Below are 17,430 nucleotides of genomic sequence, written 5' to 3'. Positions count from 1 at the left end.
TGTGGATGATACCACATTTTCCGCCGTTTTTCCAGTCCTGACGGCGCCGGCCCCCGCCGCGGCGTGGCGGGGGCCTCAGGCTGTCTAGAAACCCGTATATCCTGTGCGACGGGAAGGAAGATAGTTGCGAAAGAAACCCAGGAAGGGTGTCTTTCGTTTGAAATCATAAGTTTTTTGAACTTTCTAAAGGTCAAAAAACTTGCCTCAGCTTGTCGAAAAGACTTTTTCGACAAGCTGAGGCCCCCGGCGCGGATGTCCGTGCCGGGGGCCGTCATGTTCACCGAACGGGGTCAGGCTGTTGCCGCGGGCGCGGCGGGGGTCTTCTTGTTCTTGGCGGTGGCCTTCTGCAGGACCAGGATCACCGCCAGAATGGCGATGCCGATGAGATCGGTCATAAGGCGGCTGTCGATGAGCAGCAGGGCGCCGGCCATGGAGATGATCCGCAGCACCCAGTTCATCCGGCCGAACAGGTAGCCCTCCACGGCGGCGGCGATGAGCACCACGCCCACGCAGGAGGTGAGGACCACCTGGATGCCGCTGAGGATGGTGACGTTCTCCAGCAGCAGCTGGGGATTGTACACGAACATGAAGGGCACGATGAAGCCCGCCAATGCCAGCTTCACCGACTGCCAGCCCGTCTTCATGGGACTGCCGCCGGAGAGGCCCGCCGCCGCGAAGGAGGCCAGGGCCACGGGCGGCGTCAGGTTGGCGAACATGGCGAAGTAGAAGCAGAACATGTGGGCCGCGATCTCGGGCTGGCCCAGCTCCACCAGGGCGGGAGCCGCGATGGTGGCGGTGATCAGGTAGGAGGGGATGGAGGGCAGGCCCATGCCCAGGATCATGCAGGTGACCATGGTGAACAGCAGGGTCAGCATCAGGCTCTGCTGGCCGATGCTGATGATGGTGTGGGCCACGTTCAGGGCGAAGCCGGTGAGGCCGCAGATGCCCACGATGATGCCCACGCAGGCGCAGGCGATGGCCACGGAGACGGTGGACTTGGCACCGGCCACGAAGGCGTCCAGGATGTCCTTGACGCTCATGCGGCTGATGGGCCGCAGCTCCGCCACCACGATGGTGACCACGATGGTCCAGAAGGCGCTGAAGATGACGGTCTTGCCGCTCCAGATCAGCATGTACAGCAGGAACACAATGGGGATCAGCAGATGGCCCCGGTCACGCATGACCTGGCCGGCCTTGGGCATCTGGTCCTTGGGCAGGCCGTTGAGGCCGTCCTTGGTGGCCCGCATCTGGACCTGGATGATGATGCCCAGATAGTAGATCAGGGCGGGGATGACGGCGGCCTTGATAATGACGCCGTACTGAACGCCCAGGGTCTCCGCCATGACGAAGGCGGCGGCGCCCATGATGGGGGGCAGCAGCTGGCCGCCCACGGAGGCGGTGGCCTCCACGGCGCCGGCGAACTCCTTGGTGTAGCCGGTCTTCTTCATCAGGGGAATGGTGAAGGTGCCGGTGGTGACCACGTTGGCCACGGCGGAGCCGTTGATGGAGCCCAGGAAGCCGGAGGCCAGAACGGCCACCTTGGCGGGGCCGCCCTTGGTGTGGCCGGCCAGGGCGTTGGCGATGTCGTTGAAGAACTGGCCCATGCCGCACTTGTTCATGACCTCGCCGAAGATGATGAACAGCACGATGTAGGTGGCGGCCACCTTGACGGAGGTGCCGTAGATGCCGTAGATATCGGTGGTCAGATAGGTGACGATGCGGTGCCAGGTGTAGCCCCGGTGCATGAACACGCCGGGGAAGCACCGGCCGAACACGCCGTACAGCAGGAAGATGATGGACAGGATGGTCAGGGCCGGGCCGCTGATCCGGCGGGAACACTCCAGCACCAGCAGGATCAGGATGGTGCCCATGATGATGTCGATGGTCTCACCCTGGAAGCCGGTGGAGATGAAGGTGGGATACCGCAGGAACACGTACACGGGCATGATGGCGGACAGCGCCACCAGGACCCAGTCGTACCAGACCATCTTTTTCCGGCTGGTCTTCTTGAACGCGGGATACAGCAGGAATCCCAGCACCAGGATCAGGCCCACGTGGATGGCGTGGTGCTTGATGTTGACCATCTGCAGCGCCCGCAGGCCGGAGGCGTAGGCCAGGTGATAGATGGTGAAGGCCAGGCACAGGGCGTAGACCAGCTTCTTCATCCAATCACTCTCGAATTTGCGGGTACGGGATTCTTTTTCATATTTCTCAATGATCTCCGCGCCTTTGGCGGCGTCCACAGGCGCCGTGTTCTCCTGGGCGGGAGCGGTTGTCTTATTCAGATCAGACACTGGAGAGGTACCCCCTTCTCGTGATAATTTCTCCCCGGATCCTGCTGGCGTCGGGCAGGGACCGGAAATCGAATACCTCCACCCCGTTGAGGGAGAGGCCCTTCATATATTTGGCGGATGTGATCCAGCTGAACTGGGGAAAGAGACTGTTGATGTCCTCCATCCACACCAGGCCGCCCTCCACACGGGTGGGGACGTCCATCTCAGCGGGAATGCCTGCGCCATAGCCCGCCACGGCAATGGCGTCCAGATTGAACTGCAAGTCGTCTGTGACCGTGTAGAACTCGTACCACGGGATATGCTCGAAGGAGTGCTCGATCTCCAGCTTCAGCTGATCTCCTGCGCGGATGTCCGTGGAGAAGACCACCTGATGCCGGTCCCGGTCGTAGAGCTGGAACACGGTCCCGTGGGGGACCAGGAAGGCCCACCAGAAAAAGGCGGCTGCTGCCGCCAGAAAAACCAGCGCCTGAAGGGCGTGGCGTTTAGCCTCTGTTTTCATTGCGCAGTCTCCGAACGAAAAGAGCCGAGCGGTGCGTGCGGACTGTCCGCCCGCACCGCTCCATCGGGATCTCAGAAATGCCGGGATGTGCTTACTTGATGTAGCCGTTGTCCTTCCAGAACGCCTCGGCGCCGGGATGCAGGGGCAGCTGGATATCGTCCACGCCGAAGGTGATGTCGATGTTCTTGTCAGCGGCGTTGTGGGAGGCCTTGATGGTGCTGATGTTGGCGAAGATGCCCTCCAGCATGTCATAGACCATGGCGTCGCTCAGGTCCTTATTGACCAGCATGATATTGTACACGAAAACGCCCTCGACGTCCTCGGTGTTGTTGTAGGTGCCCGCGGGGATGACGGACTTGGCGTAGTAGGGATACTCGCTGACCAGCTTGTCGCGGCCATCACCGTCGATGGGGACGATGACCATGTCGTACTGGACGCCCAGATCCATGACGGTGGCGTTGGGCAGGCCGGAGGTGACGAACACGGCGTCGCACTGGCCGTTCTTCATGTTGTCGATGGCCTCGCCGTAAGCCAGGTAGTCGGGAGTAATGTCGTCATAGCTCAGGCCGAAGGCGTTGAGGATCATACGGGCGTTGATCTCCACGCCGGAGTTGGCGGCGCCGACGCCCACGCGCTTGCCCTTCAGGTCGGAGACGGACTTGATGCCGGTGTCGGCGGTGGTGACCAGCTGCACGTAGTTGGGCCACAGGCGCATCAGGGCGCACAGGTCGGTGGCGGGATCCTTGCCCTCGTAGGCGCCGGTGCCGGTGTAGGCCTGCATGACGGCGTCCTGCATGGCGATGGCGATCTCAGCGTCGCCGTTGAGGATATTCTGGATGTTCTGTCCGGTGGCGTTGGTGGCCTCGGCGGAGGTCTGGTAGCCCCACTCCTTCAGAGCGGTGGCGAAGGCGCCGCCGATGGGGAAGTAGATGCCGGAGGTCGGGCCGGTGCCGACAGTGATGAACTCCTTGGCGCGCTCGGCTTCCGTCAGGCCCTTGCTCTCCGTCTGGGCGGAGGCGGCGGCGCTGGAGGCGGCGGAGGCGGCGGGTTTGGAGGCGGCGGCGCTGGAACCGGAGCTGCCGGAGCCGCAGGCGGCCAGGGACAGCGTCATGCCCAAAGCCAGAGTCAGAGCGAGGATCTTCTTCATCATTCGAATCTCTCCTTTTCGTGATTTTCCCGACGGCGGAGCCGCCGGACGCGGGTCCTGTTGGTGAATCCATACAGATTTCCCCTTTGTTTGTGAATAATATGTTAAAATTCAGACATTGTCAATCAAATTGGGGCCTACAGTCGTCTGCGGCGGGAGAACAGTCGAATTTTATGCGTGAACGGAAACGCCGTCTTGCATTCAAATCCGGATGGTGATACACTGTCTACGTTGTCAGAAAAGCTGGAAATAAATTGCTGGAAACGGAGGGAGCCCGTGGAAAACAATCTGCTGATCCATCTGCTGCTGAATATCAGTCTGCTGCTTCTGGTGGCTATGGTGCTGACGGAGGTGCGGCCCCTGCGGGCCATTCTGAAGCGTCAGGTCCGCTCCGTCTCCAATCAGCTGTGCTTGGGCATCATCTTCGGCCTGCTGTCCATCAGCGGCACCTACACGGGACTGAATTTTCAGGGCGCGGTGGTGAACACCCGGGTGGTCAGCACGGTGGCCGCCGGACTGGTGGGCGGTCCCCTGTCCGGCCTCTGCGCCGGCGCTATGGGCGGCCTCCACCGCTTTCTCTATGCCCCCGCCGGCTTCACCTCTCTGGCCTGCGGCGTGGGCACCTTCTTCTTCGGCATCATCGGTGCTGCCTGCTACCGCTGGTTTCCCCGGCAGAAGCGGCGGTATCTGTCCCTGGTGGGACTGGTGATCTTCTCGGAGCTTCTCCAGTGCGGCTTTCTGTTTCTGTTGTCCCGGCCCATTCAGGCGGTGGCGGAGCTGGAGAAGGCCATCCTCCTGCCCAAAATGGCCGTCAACTCCCTGGGCCTGGTGCTGTTCATCTATATGCTGGACCGACTGAACCGGGACCTGACCATTCAGCTGGCGGAGCAGCAGTCCATGGCGCTGTTCATCGCCCAGAAGTGTCTACCCTACCTGCGGGAGGGCATGGCCCACCGCCGTGGCCTCCAGCAGGCGGTGGACATCGTCCGGGAGAATCTGCCGGAATTCCAGGTCATCCTGACGGACCGGGAGCAGGTGCTGGCCGCCGCCGGCATTGACCTGACGGACCACCCCCTGCCCGCCCCCGCCCGGCAGGCCCTGGAGCAGGGAGAGCTCATCGACGTGCAGGACTATCCCGGCGAGAACGGCATCGCCGTCCCCCGGGACAGCGCCGCCATCGCCGCCCCCTTGATCTGGGACAGCCGCGTGGTGGGCACGCTGATGCTGGTGGTGCCCCTGGGCCCCAACCTGATCCTGGAGGCCGACGCCCGCACCGCCGACAGTCTGGCCCAGTTCTTCTCCTCCATGCTGGAGCTGGGGGAGCTGCAGCACCAGATCGACCTGCGCCAGCAGGCGGAGTTCCGGGCATTGCAGTCCCAGATCAACCCCCACTTCCTGTTCAACGCCCTGAACACCATCTCCGCCCTGTGCCTGACGGACCCGGACCGGGCCAGGGAGACCATTCTGGTGCTGGCCAACTACTTCCGCCAGACGCTGTCCATCAACGAGTCCTTCGTGACGCTGGAGCAGGAGCTGGCCAACGTGAAAAACTACCTGATCCTGACAGAGGCCCGGTTCGAGGACGCCATCCACGTCACCTGGGAGCTGCCGGAGGACCTGACGGCCCTGCGCCTGCCGCCGCTGATCCTCCAGCCGGTGGTGGAGAACGCCGTGCGCCACGGCGGCATCGCCGTGGACGACCGCCGGGTCCACATCCAGATCCGCCAGGACGGAGAGCGGGCCTACATCCGGGTCTCCGACCAGGGCCACGGCTTCCCGCCGGAGGTGCTGGAAAAGCTGAACGACCCGGACGATCCCACTTACACGGGCCTGTTCAACGTCCGCAAGCGCCTGCGCAGCATCTACGGTGCCCTGTGCGTCTTCACCATCGACAGCACGGAGCACGGCTCCACCGTGGCCTTTTCCATTCCCCTGATCCCGCCGTCCGCGGCGGACAGCATTTCCACAAAGGAGGGGTGATCCTTGCGTATTGCCGTCATTGATGATGAAAAATACTCCCGAGTGGAGCTGATCCACCAGATCCGCCAGCTCCTGCCCCAGGCGGAGATCGTGGAGGCGGGCAACGGCGCCCAGGCCATGGGCCTGCTGGAGTCGGAGAGCTTCGACATCCTGTTCATCGACGTCCACCTGGGAGACATGGAGGGCACCACTGTGGCCGCCCTGGCCCGGCGGCTGATGCCCCAGGCCCGCATCGTCTTCGCCACCGCCTACTCGGACTACGCCGTCCGGGCCTTTGAATTACAGGTGGACGACTACATCCTGAAACCCTTCGATCCCCAGCGCATCCGGCAGGTGCTGGACCGCTGCGTCCCCGCCCGGTCCGCCCCGGCCCCGGCCCCCGGCACGGGACGGCTGGCCATCAGCAGCAACCGCCACACCACCCTGCTGGACGTCAGCGACGTGACCTACATCGAGACCGACGGCTCCGGCCGGGGCTGCGTTCTCCACACCCTGACCGGCGAGGCGTACAACGACAGCACCCCCATGTCGGACTACGAGAGCCGCCTGGCGGACCAGGGCTTCTACCGCACCCACAAGACCTGTCTGGTGCAGCTGAAATACATCCAGGACATCTTCCCCTGGAACAACAGCAGCTTCGCCCTCCGGGTCCGGGGCTCCTCCACGGTGCTGCCCATCGGCCGGGACCGGGTGAAGGAGCTGCGCCGCCGGCTGAATATCTGACAGTCCCCCGCCGGAATGGCCCATAAGGAGCGCCCCTCCGGCCAGCCGGATTTTCGGCAATTTCCATCAATTTCCGCTGTCCGTCTCACAGCGACAGCTCCCCGCCCTTGACAGACAGGTCCGTTTCCGCTATAATCCACTCAACACGAAAGCAGGGCAGCGGCGCCACAAGGCAGCCGCTGCCCTGCTTTTTTCACTAAGGAAGGTGATGGATATGGATGCGCTGATCCGGCATGAGCGGCAGATCAACCAGCAGCTGGCCCGCTACGGCGTCAAATTCGGAATTTACAAGAACGGCACGTTCCAGGAGCGGCTGTTCCCCTTCGACGCGATCCCCCGCGTCATCACCGCCCAGGAGTGGGCGGAGCTGGAAAAGGGTCTGATCCAGCGGGTGCGGGCGCTGAATCTGTTTCTGGCGGACGTGTACGGCGAAAAGCAGATCATCGCCGACGGCACGCTGCCGGAGGACTTCGTGTTCCGCTCCCCCGGCTACCTGCCCCAGTGCGAGAGCATCCGGCCGGTGAAGGGGGTGTACAGCCACATCTCCGGCATCGACCTAGTGAAGGGCAAGGACGGCGTGTGGTACATTCTGGAGGACAATCTCCGCATCCCCTCCGGCGCGTCCTATCCCCTCATCGCCCGGGACCTGTGCCGCCGGTGCAGCCCGGAGACCTTCCGCAGCAACGACATTCTGGACAACCGGAACTACGGCGATCTGCTGCGGAAAACCATGGACAGCGTCAGCACCGGCGGCATCAACGTGGTGTTCACGCCGGGCCGGTACAACGCCGCCTACTTCGAGCACTCCTATCTGGCGGAGAAGACCGGGGCCGTGCTGGCGGAGGCCGGGGACCTGTACGTCCGGGACAGCGTCCTCTACTACCGCTCCACCCAGGGGGACCAGCGGGTGGGTGCCCTGTACCGCCGGGTGTCCGACGAGTACATGGACCCCCTGGCCTTTGAGCCGGAGTCCCTCATCGGCATCCCCAATCTCATGTCCGCCTACCGGGCGGGGAACGTGGCGGTACTGAACGCCTTCGGCAACGGCGCGGCGGACGACAAGGGCATCTACTACTTCGTGCCCAAGATGATCCGGTACTATCTGGGGGAGGAGCCCATTCTGAACAACGCCCCCACCTATCTGCCCTTCTACGACGAGGACCGGAAGTACGTGCTGGACCATCTGGACCGGCTGGTCATCAAGGACGTGGCGGAGGCCGGCGGCTACGGCGTGGTCTTCGGCAGCAAGCTGACGAAGGAACAGCTGGCGTCCATCCGGGACACCATCCTGGCGGAGCCCCGGCGGTTCATCGCCCAGGAGGTCATCGACTTCCAGGACCTGCCCATCATGGATGAGGGACAGCAGGTGGACCGCAAGGCGGACCTGCGGGCCTTCGTTCTCTCCGGGGCAGAGGACACGGTGGTCTGGCCCAGCGGCCTGACCCGGTTCTCCCGGAACCCGGACAGCTTTATCGTCAATTCTTCTCAGGGAGTAGGCTTCAAGGACACATGGGTACTGTCACGCTGAGCAAACAGAACCGCCTGTTCTGGCTGGGCCGGTACACGGAGCGGGTCTATTCCACCATTCAGTTCATGAGCAAGCTGTACGACCAGGTCATCGACGGCGGGGAGGCGGACTATGCCGGCGTCTGCCGCCGGCTGGGCGTCCCCTGCCCCTACACCAGCGCGGAGGACTTCTGCCGCCGGTATCTCTTTGATCCCCAGGACCCCAGCTCCGTCATCTCCAGCGTGGAGAACATGCTGGGCAACGGCATGGTCCTGCGGGAGACCATCTCCACCCCCACCCTGGCCTACGTGCAGATAGCCCACAGCGCCATGGAGCTGGCCGCCAAAAGCGACAGCCCCCAGGTGGAATTACAGTGGGTCATGGACGACATCATGGCCTTCCAGGGCAGCTTCGACGACTCCGTGGAGGCGGAGTCCGCCCGGAACATCACCAAATCCGGCGGCAGCGTGGAGCGCATCAGCATGATGCTCCGCCTGGGCACGGAGGACGCCCCCCTCCGCCGGGAGCTGCGGAAGCTGCTGAACCGGCTGTACAAGACGGATCTGCCGGTGGACCAGACGGCGCTGGAGACCGTCACCCAGATGGCGGTGTACGGCGCGGACGTGCCCCTCCCCCAGCTGCTGGCCAGCGTGGAGGGCCTGTTCTGCGTATGAGCCGGACGCTTTCATTCTACTATGACATTCTGCTGACCTTCGGGGACGCGGTGCGCAGCCACGCCTTTGTGCTGCGGTGCGTGCCGCCCTCCTTCCCCGGCCAGGAGATCCTGGACGCCTCGCTGGCCCTGGACTCGCCGGTGCCCTTCTCCCTCCAGCACGACGGCTTCGGCAATCTGCTGGAGGCGGGGCGGGTAGAGGCCCCCCACGACCGCTTCCGCTACACCGTCCGGGGCACCGCCCGGCTGGACCTCAGCCGCCGTGTGCCGGAGACGCCCCACCCCGTCTTCCGCTATCCGTCTCCCTTCACCGGGACGGACGGGGCCATGGCCGGATATCTGTCTGGCCTTGCATTGCCGGAGAAACCCCGGGCCCGGGCCTGGGCGCTGGCGGAGGCGGTGCGGGAGCGGATGACCTATCTCCCGGGCGTCACCGGCGTCCACACCACGGCGGCGGAGGCTTTCGCCGCCGGACAGGGCGTGTGTCAGGACTTCGCCCACGTCTATCTGGCCCTGGCCCGTCGGGCGGGCCTCACCGCCCGGTACGTCAACGGCCTGCCGGAGGGGGAAGGCGCCAGCCATGCCTGGTGCGAGGTGTGGCTGGACGGCGTCTGGACCGGCATCGACCCCACCCGGGGCCGCTGGACCGACGAGGGCTACATCCGCTTCGGCGTGGGCCGGGACTTCGGGGACTGCCCCATGGAGCGGGGCGTCTTCCTGGGGCTCACCGGCCAGACCCAGACGGTGTTCATGCGGGTCCAGCAGCAGTAAAGAAAACAAAAACACAATGCCCGCAACGGCGCGGAGACCAACGCCTTTCCCGCCGGCGCGGCAGGAAAGGCGTTTCACTATGATACAGGAAGTCGTCCGGGTCCCCCTCGCCGTGGGGGAGGACCTTGTGATCCCGAAAAACCGGATGGGCAGCGGCGAAAAGCGGCTGTGCGTCGTCACCGGCACCCACGGCGACGAGCTGGAGGGCCAGTACGTGGCCTGGAAGCTGGCCCGCCTGCTGAAGGAGCATCCGGAGCATCTCCACGGCACGGTGGACATCTATCCGGCCCTGAACCCCCTGGGCATCAGCACCATGACCCGGGGCATCCCCCTGTGCGATCTGGACATGAACCGCACCTTCCCCGGCAGCGAGGGCGGCTCCATGTCCGAGTTCGTGGCCGTCCGGCTGACCCGGGACATGCAGGGGGCCGACGTCTGCGTGGACATCCACGCCAGCAACATCTTCCTCTGGGAGATCCCCCAGGTGCGCATCAACGAGAACACGGCGGAGCGTCTGGTGCCCCTGGCCAAGCGCCTGGGCATGGACCTCATCTGGATCCACGCGGCGGCCACGGTGCTGGAGTCCACCCTGGCCCACAGTCTCAACGCCCTGGACACCCCCACGCTGGTGGTGGAGATGGGGGTGGGCATGCGGCTGACCCGGTCCTACGGCGACCGTCTGGTCAGCGGCCTCCTCTCCCTGATGGCCCATCTGGGTATGTGGGACGCCCCGGTGGTGCCGGTGGCGCCGCCCATGGTCAGCACCGACGGAAGCGTCTCCTTCGTCAACGCCGCCTGCGCCGGCATCTTCGTCCCCGCCGTGGCCCACGACGCCCGGGTGGAGGAGGGCCAGCCCATCGGCGACATCGTGGAGCCGCTGACGGGGGAGATCCGGGAGACCCTGCGCAGTCCCGCCACCGGACTGCTGTTCACCCTGCGGGAGTACCCGGTGGTCTACGAGGGCTCCCTGATCGCCCGCATTCTGGGAGGTGCGCTATGAGAGAACTGGAGCTTTTCACGGTGGATACCCCCTACCGCCGTCCCCTGCCTGTCCGGGGCTGGGCCTTCGGCGCGCCGGACAAAAAAAGTCTGGCGGTGATGGGCGCCCTTCGGGGCAACGAGATCCAGCAGATGTACGTCTGCTCCCTGCTGATTCAGTCCTTGGCGGAGCTAGAGCGGGAGGGCCTGCTGGCCCCGGAGACGGGCATTCTGGTGGTGCCCTGCGCCAATCAGTTCTCCATGAACGTGGGACGGCGGTTCTGGGCCGCGGACAACACGGACATCAACCGCATGTTCCCGGGCTACGACGAAGGCGAGACCACCCAGCGCATCGCCGGACGCATCTTCGCCGCCCTGCAGGACTACCAGTACGGCGTCCACCTCACCAGCTTCTACCTGCCCGGGGACCATCTGCCCCACGTCCGCATCATGGACACGGGCTATGAGCGGGCGGAGGAGGGACTGGCCTTCGGCCTGCCCTACGTGGTGGTTCGCCGTCCCCAGCCCTACGACACCACTACCTTAAATTATAACTGGCAGCTGTGGAACACCACCGCCTTCTCCCTCTACACCACGGAGACGGAGGACATCGACCCCGGCGCCGCCCGGCAGGCGGTGCAGGCGGTGCTGCGGTTCCTGCGGGCCAAGGAGCTGTCCCGCCGGGACGTGCCCCCCTCCGGCTTCACGCCGGAGACCTTCCAGGAGTCCGGCCTCCACAACATTCTCTCCTCCGCCGGCGGACTGCTGCTGCGCAGCCGGGAGCCGGGGGATCTGGTGAAGCCCGGCCAGATCCTGGCGGACATTCTGGGCCCCTGCACCGGGGAGATTCTGGAGCATCTGCGGTCCGACTGCGTGGGCCGGGTGTTTTTCGCCCGGAAGTCCCGGCTCATCGACGGCCACGAGGTCGCCTTCCGCATCCTGCCGGAGACCTGATTCGCCCCCGCCCGGCGTTGTCTGCCGTGAAAAGCAGACAGCGTTGGGCGGTCCCGCTGTGCACATTTTCCCAGGATACCAATGGGCTTTTCTGTAGTTTTCCCCAATTATCCCCGGTATTTTTCTGACTTTTTATTCAAAAAAAACCGTCTCGTGGGTTGACTTTTCCAGACGGAGTCTTTACAATAGTCAACATACAGCCGCTGTGAAGCGGGCCTGTATCGTTTTTCAGAAAGGAGCCGTGGACCATGTTCCATACCTGCCATGCCCAGAATATGATGTCCGCTTCTGCGTCCCATGCAGAGGCTTCTTTCTCCTGCGCCAATATCGCTCTGACCATGGACGCCATTCTGCTGGCGTCCATTTTGATTATTCTGGGCATTCTGGTCTGCCTGTGCCTGTCCGTATCCCTGATTCTGGCTGTACTGGCTGTACTGGCGGTTCTGGTGATTACCTGCCAACTGAATAGACGCAAGAGCGACCGGCCCGCGTAAGACTGTGATACAGCAAAGCGGCTGTGCTCTTGAAGCACAGCCGCTTTTTTGTATAATTCCAAGCGACCCAAACATCGAAAGGAAGTATTTGTCATGAACAAGAAGAAACTCGTAAGCCTCGTGATGGCCTGCGCACTGGCCGTCTCCATGCTGGCCGGCTGCGGCGACAGCGGCAGCTCCGCCCCCGCCGCCTCCGGCGCGTCCTCCGCTTCCGGCAGCACCGCCGCGGCCTCCGGCGCGGCCTTCAAGCTGGGCGGCACCGGCCCCCTGACCGGCGGCGCCGCCATCTACGGCAATGCGGCCAAGAACGGCGCCCAGATCGCCGTGGATGAGATCAACGCCGAGGGCGGCGCCATCCAGTTCGAGCTGCGCTATGAGGACGACACCCACGACGCCGAGAAGGCCGTCAACGCCTACAACGCCCTGAAGAGCTGGGGCATGCAGCTGTCCCTGGGCTCCGTGACCTCCAAGCCCTGCGAGGCCACCTCCACCATGAACAATGAGGACCGCATCTTCGCCCTGACGCCCTCCGCCTCCTCCGTGGCCGTCACCGAGGGCAAGGACAACGTGTTCCAGATGTGCTTCACCGACCCCGGCCAGGGCGCCAAGTCCGCTGAGTACATCGCCACCAAGGGCCTGGCCTCCAAGGTCGCCATCATCTGGAAGAACGACGACGTGTACTCCAAGGGCATCCACGACACCTTCGTGGAGGAGGCCGCCGCCCGGAACCTAGCCATCGTCTCCGACACCACCTTCGCCGACGGTAACGACACCGACTTCTCCGTCCAGCTGAACAACGCCAAGGACGCCGGCGCGGATCTGGTGTTCCTGCCCATGTACTATCAGCCTGCCTCCCTGATCTTCGCCCAGGCCAAGGCCATGGGCTACGCCCCCACCTGGTTCGGCGTGGACGGCATGGACGGCATCCTGACCATGGACGGCTTCGACACCTCCCTGGCCGAGGGCGTCATCCTGCTGACTCCCTTCTCCGCCGACGCTTCTGATGAGAAGACTCAGAACTTCGTCAAGAAGTATCAGGACCAGTTCGGCGAGACCCCCAACCAGTTCGCCGCCGACGCCTATGACTGCGTCTACGCCATCAAGCAGGCTCTGGAGAACGCCGGCTGCACCCCCGACATGAGCAACGAGGAGCTGTGCGCCGCCATGGTGGAGCAGTTCACCACCATGACCTTCGAAGGCCTCACCGGCGACGGCGCGGGCATCACCTGGACCGCCGACGGCGCGGTGTCCAAGAGCCCCAAGGGCATGGTCATCCAGGACGGCGCCTACGTCGGTCTGGACTGATCCCATCCATTCCATGTGACCCACCGGGGAAACGGGCCGCCGCCGCGGCCCGTCTCCCCCGGGAAGACCAGAGCATATCTGAAAGGTCCCCGTCGGATGGGTCCGCGGCGTCTTTTCAGATATGCTCCGGCTGTCTCCGGAACCCTGTTCCCACAGACCATTTGTCTCCAAAACCATTTAAAGAGGTGTGTGCAAATGACGTTTCTCAACTATCTCATCAGCGGGATCAGTCTGGGCAGCATTTACGCCATCATCGCCCTGGGCTACACCATGGTGTACGGCATCGCCAAGATGCTGAACTTCGCCCACGGCGACGTCATCATGGTTGGCGCCTACATCTGCTTCTTCGCTGTCTCCCGCTTCGACCTGCCGCCGGTGGTGGGCGTCCTGCTGGCCATGGCCGTCTGCACCGTGCTGGGCATGGTGGTGGAGCGGCTGGCCTACAAGCCCCTGCGGCAGGCCCCCTCCCTGGCGGTGCTGATCACCGCCATCGGCGTCAGCTACTTCCTCCAGAACGCGGCGCTGCTGCTGTGGTCCTCCAACCCCAAGGTGTTCCCCAACTTCTTCACCGCCGGCGCCGGAGACGCCGCCAAGACCGGCGCCGGAGTCGCCGCCAAGACCGGCGTGGAGCTGTTCGGCGGCGAGCTGAAGATCTCCTTCGTCACCATCTCCGCCATTGTGGCCTGCGTGGTGATCATGGTGGTCCTGACCTGGTTCACCGGCCGCACCAAGATGGGAAAGGCCATGCGGGCCTGCTCCGAGGACAAGGGCGCGGCCCAGCTCATGGGCATCAACGTGGACGGCACCATCTCCATGACCTTCGCCATCGGCTCCGGCCTGGCCGCCATCGCCGGTGTGCTGCTGTGCTCCGCCTATCCCACCCTGGTGCCCACCACCGGCTCCATGCCGGGCATCAAGGCCTTCACCGCCGCCGTGTTCGGCGGCATCGGCTCCATCCCCGGAGCCTTCCTGGGCGGCATCCTGCTGGGCATCATCGAGATCTTTGCCAAGGCGTACATCTCCACCCAGATGTCCGACGCGGTGGTGTTCGCGGTGCTGATCATCGTGCTGCTGGTGAAACCCGCCGGCCTTCTGGGCAGGCCCGTCCGTGAGAAAGTGTGAGGTGGGAAACATGGCAGAGAAAATGAAACGGCTGAACCGGACCTCCCGCCGGAACTTCACCACCTACGGCGTGGTGATCCTGGCCTATGTGATCCTCCAGTTCCTGGGCAGCGACGTCCTGAAGCAGGGCGGCGTGCTGTCCTTCACCATCCAGGGCATGCTGGTGCCCATCTGCGCCTACGTGGTCATGGCCATCTCCCTGAACCTGACGGTGGGCATCCTGGGCGAGCTGTCCCTGGGCCATGCGGGCTTCATGTCCATGGGTGCCTTCACCGGCACCGCCGCGGCCATGGCCTTGCAGGACGCCATCCCCTCCGCGCCCCTGCGGCTGGCGGTGGCCATGGTCATCGGCGCGGCCTTCGCCGCCCTGGCAGGCTTCCTCATCGGCATCCCGGTGCTGCGGCTCAACGGCGACTATCTGGCCATCGTGACCCTGGCCTTCGGCGAGATCATCAAGAGTATCTTCAACAACCTCTACGTGGGCGTGGACTCCAGCGGCCTCCACATGAGCCTCCTCAGTGACAAGACGGATCTGGCGGAGGGCGGCAAGCTGCTGATCTCCGGCCCCATGGGCATCGGCGGCATCCAGAAGATCTCCACCTTCACCGCCGGCTTCCTCCTGATCCTGCTGACCCTGGTCGTGGTGTTCAATCTGGTGAACAGCCGGGCGGGCCGGGCCATCATGGCCATCCGGGACAACCGCATCGCGGCGGAGAGCCTGGGCCTGAACATCACCAAGTACAAGATGATGGCCTTCGTGGTATCCGCCGCCCTGGCGGGCGCCGCCGGAAGCCTGTTCGCCATGAACTACTCCACCATCGTGGCCAACAAGTTCGACTTCAACACCTCCATTCTGGTGCTGGTGTTCGTGGTGCTGGGCGGCCTGGGCAACATGCTGGGCTCCATCGTGGCGGCCTCGGCCCTGACCATCCTGCCGGAGGCCCTGCGCCAGTTCTCCGACTACCGGATGCTGGTGTACGCCATCGTGCTGATCCTGGTGATGCTGGCCACCAACAATCCCAGCCTGCGGAATCTGTGGACCCGGTTCGCAGGCAGACAGAAGAAGGAGGCGGCCTGATATGTTCGGAAAACTGATCCCCGTCCCCTCCAGTGCTCTGCTGACGGAGCGGGACATTGACAAGCAGCCCATTCTGGAGTGCATCAATCTGGGCATCACCTTCGGCGGCCTGAAGGCCGTGGAGAACTTCAACCTGACCATCGGCCGGACGGAGATCGCCGGTCTCATCGGCCCCAACGGCGCGGGCAAGACCACGGTGTTCAACCTGCTGACCAAGGTGTACCAGCCCACCGCCGGCACCATCCTGCTGGACGGCAAGGACACCCACGGCATGAATACCATGCAGGTGAACCGTGCGGGCATCGCCCGGACCTTCCAGAACATCCGCCTGTTCAACAACCTGACCGTGGAGGACAACGTGAAGGCGGGCATGAACAACGAGATGAAGTACGGCATGTGGAGCGGCATCTTCCGCCTCCCCTCCTACTGGAAGGAGGAAAAGATTGCCCACGACCGTGCCATGGAGCTGCTGAGCCTGTTCGGCATGGAGGGCATCGCGAACGTCAAGGCGGGAGCCCTGCCCTACGGCGCCCAGCGCCGTCTGGAGATCGTCCGGGCCCTGGCCACCAACCCGTCCCTGCTGCTGCTGGACGAACCGGCGGCGGGCATGAACCCCTCGGAGACGGCGGAGCTGATGGAGAACATCCGCAAGATCCGGGACACTTTCCAGATCGCCGTTCTGCTCATCGAGCATGACATGAATCTGGTCATGAACATCTGCGAGGGCATCTGCGTGCTGAACTTCGGCCACATCATCGCCAAGGGCACCCCTGAAGAGATCCAGGCCAATCCCCGGGTCATCGAGGCATACCTGGGCAAGCAAAAGGAGGCGTGAGCATGGGCACCATTCTGAAAGTGGACGACATCAACGTCTGGTACGGCAGCATTCACGCCATCAAGGGCGTCTCCTTCGAGGTGAACGAGGGGGAGATCGTCACCCTCATCGGCGCCAACGGCGCGGGCAAATCCACCACTCTGAACACCGTCTCCGGCCTGCTCCGCAGCAAGACCGGCTCCATCACCTTCGCCGGTGAGAATCTGGCCAAGGTGCCGCCCCACAAGATCGTGGAAAAAGGGCTGGCCCAGGTGCCGGAGGGCCGCCGGGTCTTCCTCCAGATGACGGTGCAGGAGAATCTGGAGATGGGGGCCTACACCCAGCCGGGCAGCGGCGTGTCCAAGGACCTGGAGATGGTCTACGACTTGTTCCCCCGTCTGAAGGAGCGCTGCCGCCAGACGGCGGGCACCCTCTCCGGCGGCGAGCAGCAGATGCTGGCCATGGGCCGGGCGCTCATGTCCCATCCCAAGCTGCTGATGCTGGACGAACCCTCCATGGGTCTGGCGCCCATTCTGGTGGAGCAGATCTTCGACATCATCCAGAGCCTCCACAAGAACGGCTCCACCATTCTGCTGGTGGAACAGAACGCCCAGGCGGCGCTGTCCATCGCGGACCGTGGCTACGTGCTGGAGACCGGCAAGATCGTCACCTCCGGCACCGGTGCGGAGTTGCTGGCGTCTCCGGCGATCAAGAAGGCATACTTGGGCGGATGACCGCCTTAAAGAGGGGACTTGCGTCCCCCCTTTAGATTCCCCCTCACCAGTGACGTCGGTCACTGGTGTGTGCGCCCCCGGGGCGCCCGGGTCGGGGTATTTTTGCCACCTACACGCCGCGGCAAAAATGATTCCGGCAGATTCTTTTGTCCTCCGGGCAAAAGAACCGGGGAAACCAAAGGTTTCCCCCCAGGCTGTCGAAAAAGTCCATAGACTTTTCCGACAGCCTGACAATAGACCCTTTTTGCGGACCGCAATGCGGCCCGAAAATCTGCCGCTGTGCGGCGCAAACGCCTGCTAACGCAGGCTTTTTGCAGACATTCGATTCAATACGAAGGGGCTCCCGCCCCCTCGTAC

The 17,430-nt window shown here is 63.9% G+C and carries 16 protein-coding genes; 13 read left to right on the top strand and 3 right to left on the bottom strand.

Annotated elements, in window-relative coordinates:
* Positions 1-290 precede the first annotated feature (290 nt).
* The 3 genes from ACTNBU_RS06530 to ACTNBU_RS06520 all read right to left on the bottom strand — a co-directional run bounded on the left by ACTNBU_RS06530 (position 291) and on the right by ACTNBU_RS06520 (position 3,943).
* Positions 291-2,294, bottom strand: a complete 2,004-nt coding sequence (locus tag ACTNBU_RS06530; protein ID WP_441031936.1) for a TRAP transporter permease — start codon at positions 2,292-2,294, stop codon at positions 291-293.
* Positions 2,287-2,793 carry a DUF1850 domain-containing protein gene (locus tag ACTNBU_RS06525; RefSeq protein ID WP_441031934.1) on the bottom strand — a complete coding sequence of 169 codons (507 nt, stop codon included), beginning with the start codon at positions 2,791-2,793 and terminating at the stop codon, positions 2,287-2,289. The genes ACTNBU_RS06530 and ACTNBU_RS06525 overlap by 8 nt, the downstream gene beginning before the upstream one ends.
* A gap of 91 nt (positions 2,794-2,884) precedes the next feature.
* Complete coding sequence (locus tag ACTNBU_RS06520) at positions 2,885-3,943, bottom strand: TAXI family TRAP transporter solute-binding subunit (RefSeq protein WP_441031932.1); 1,059 nt, start codon at positions 3,941-3,943, stop codon at positions 2,885-2,887.
* A gap of 273 nt (positions 3,944-4,216) precedes the next feature.
* Here ACTNBU_RS06520 and ACTNBU_RS06515 point away from each other — a divergent pair, with 273 nt between their 5' ends.
* The 13 genes from ACTNBU_RS06515 (at position 4,217) to ACTNBU_RS06455 (ending at position 17,073) form a co-directional block, all read left to right on the top strand.
* Positions 4,217-5,920: a LytS/YhcK type 5TM receptor domain-containing protein gene (locus ACTNBU_RS06515; RefSeq protein ID WP_441031930.1), complete on the top strand. Its 1,704-nt coding sequence runs from the start codon at positions 4,217-4,219 to the stop codon at positions 5,918-5,920.
* 3 nt (positions 5,921-5,923) lie between these two features.
* A complete protein-coding gene (locus tag ACTNBU_RS06510; protein ID WP_441031928.1) occupies positions 5,924-6,643 on the top strand; it encodes a LytR/AlgR family response regulator transcription factor in 720 nt (239 codons plus the stop codon).
* Between the two features lie 214 nt (positions 6,644-6,857).
* Positions 6,858-8,171, top strand: a complete 1,314-nt coding sequence (locus ACTNBU_RS06505) for a circularly permuted type 2 ATP-grasp protein (protein ID WP_441031926.1) — start codon at positions 6,858-6,860, stop codon at positions 8,169-8,171.
* The gene (locus tag ACTNBU_RS06500) at positions 8,153-8,824 is read left to right on the top strand and encodes an alpha-E domain-containing protein (RefSeq protein WP_441031925.1); all 672 of its coding nucleotides are present in this window, start codon (positions 8,153-8,155) and stop codon (positions 8,822-8,824) included. The genes ACTNBU_RS06505 and ACTNBU_RS06500 overlap by 19 nt, the downstream gene beginning before the upstream one ends.
* Positions 8,821-9,594 (top strand): transglutaminase family protein, encoded by a 774-nt coding sequence (locus ACTNBU_RS06495; RefSeq protein ID WP_441031923.1) that lies wholly within the window; start codon positions 8,821-8,823, stop codon positions 9,592-9,594. Before ACTNBU_RS06500 ends, ACTNBU_RS06495 begins: the two co-directional genes overlap by 4 nt.
* Positions 9,595-9,673: 79 nt before the next feature.
* Positions 9,674-10,594, top strand: coding sequence for a M14 family metallopeptidase (locus ACTNBU_RS06490; protein WP_441031921.1), 921 nt, complete (start codon positions 9,674-9,676; stop codon positions 10,592-10,594).
* Positions 10,591-11,526, top strand: coding sequence for a M14 family metallopeptidase (locus ACTNBU_RS06485; RefSeq protein ID WP_441031919.1), 936 nt, complete (start codon positions 10,591-10,593; stop codon positions 11,524-11,526). The genes ACTNBU_RS06490 and ACTNBU_RS06485 overlap by 4 nt, the downstream gene beginning before the upstream one ends.
* 248 nt (positions 11,527-11,774) lie before the next feature.
* Positions 11,775-12,020, top strand: coding sequence for a hypothetical protein (locus ACTNBU_RS06480; RefSeq protein WP_441031917.1), 246 nt, complete (start codon positions 11,775-11,777; stop codon positions 12,018-12,020).
* A gap of 93 nt (positions 12,021-12,113) precedes the next feature.
* Positions 12,114-13,325, top strand: a complete 1,212-nt coding sequence (locus tag ACTNBU_RS06475) for an ABC transporter substrate-binding protein (protein WP_441031915.1) — start codon at positions 12,114-12,116, stop codon at positions 13,323-13,325.
* Positions 13,326-13,520: 195 nt separating this feature from the next.
* Positions 13,521-14,447 (top strand): branched-chain amino acid ABC transporter permease, encoded by a 927-nt coding sequence (locus ACTNBU_RS06470; protein ID WP_441031913.1) that lies wholly within the window; start codon positions 13,521-13,523, stop codon positions 14,445-14,447.
* 10 nt (positions 14,448-14,457) lie between these two features.
* The gene (locus ACTNBU_RS06465; protein WP_441031911.1) at positions 14,458-15,525 is read left to right on the top strand and encodes a branched-chain amino acid ABC transporter permease; all 1,068 of its coding nucleotides are present in this window, start codon (positions 14,458-14,460) and stop codon (positions 15,523-15,525) included.
* Position 15,526: 1 nt separating this feature from the next.
* Complete coding sequence (locus tag ACTNBU_RS06460) at positions 15,527-16,360, top strand: ABC transporter ATP-binding protein (protein WP_441031909.1); 834 nt, start codon at positions 15,527-15,529, stop codon at positions 16,358-16,360.
* A gap of 11 nt (positions 16,361-16,371) precedes the next feature.
* Complete coding sequence (locus tag ACTNBU_RS06455; protein ID WP_441031983.1) at positions 16,372-17,073, top strand: ABC transporter ATP-binding protein; 702 nt, start codon at positions 16,372-16,374, stop codon at positions 17,071-17,073.
* Positions 17,074-17,430 lie beyond the last annotated feature (357 nt).

The organism is Dysosmobacter sp. HCP28S3_G4 (assembly GCF_052065175.1).
Classification (GTDB): domain Bacteria; phylum Bacillota; class Clostridia; order Oscillospirales; family Oscillospiraceae; genus Oscillibacter.
The sequence above is the reverse complement of the archived record's forward strand: the minus strand, read 5'-3'. Positions and strand labels throughout refer to the sequence as shown.

Excerpts from the sequence above, each read along its gene's own strand:
- ACTNBU_RS06500 (WP_441031925.1), top strand. The coding sequence starts at position 8,153 with ATGGGTACTGTCACGCTGAGCAAACAGAACCGCCTGTTCTGGCTGGGC.
- ACTNBU_RS06505 (WP_441031926.1), top strand. The coding sequence starts at position 6,858 with ATGGATGCGCTGATCCGGCATGAGCGGCAGATCAACCAGCAGCTGGCC.
- ACTNBU_RS06475 (WP_441031915.1), top strand. The coding sequence starts at position 12,114 with ATGAACAAGAAGAAACTCGTAAGCCTCGTGATGGCCTGCGCACTGGCC.
- ACTNBU_RS06520 (WP_441031932.1), bottom strand. The coding sequence starts at position 3,943 with ATGATGAAGAAGATCCTCGCTCTGACTCTGGCTTTGGGCATGACGCTG.
- ACTNBU_RS06460 (WP_441031909.1), top strand. The coding sequence starts at position 15,527 with ATGTTCGGAAAACTGATCCCCGTCCCCTCCAGTGCTCTGCTGACGGAG.
- ACTNBU_RS06480 (WP_441031917.1), top strand. The coding sequence starts at position 11,775 with ATGTTCCATACCTGCCATGCCCAGAATATGATGTCCGCTTCTGCGTCC.
- ACTNBU_RS06490 (WP_441031921.1), top strand. The coding sequence starts at position 9,674 with ATGATACAGGAAGTCGTCCGGGTCCCCCTCGCCGTGGGGGAGGACCTT.
- ACTNBU_RS06525 (WP_441031934.1), bottom strand. The coding sequence starts at position 2,793 with ATGAAAACAGAGGCTAAACGCCACGCCCTTCAGGCGCTGGTTTTTCTG.
- ACTNBU_RS06495 (WP_441031923.1), top strand. The coding sequence starts at position 8,821 with ATGAGCCGGACGCTTTCATTCTACTATGACATTCTGCTGACCTTCGGG.
- ACTNBU_RS06470 (WP_441031913.1), top strand. The coding sequence starts at position 13,521 with ATGACGTTTCTCAACTATCTCATCAGCGGGATCAGTCTGGGCAGCATT.
- ACTNBU_RS06465 (WP_441031911.1), top strand. The coding sequence starts at position 14,458 with ATGGCAGAGAAAATGAAACGGCTGAACCGGACCTCCCGCCGGAACTTC.
- ACTNBU_RS06485 (WP_441031919.1), top strand. The coding sequence starts at position 10,591 with ATGAGAGAACTGGAGCTTTTCACGGTGGATACCCCCTACCGCCGTCCC.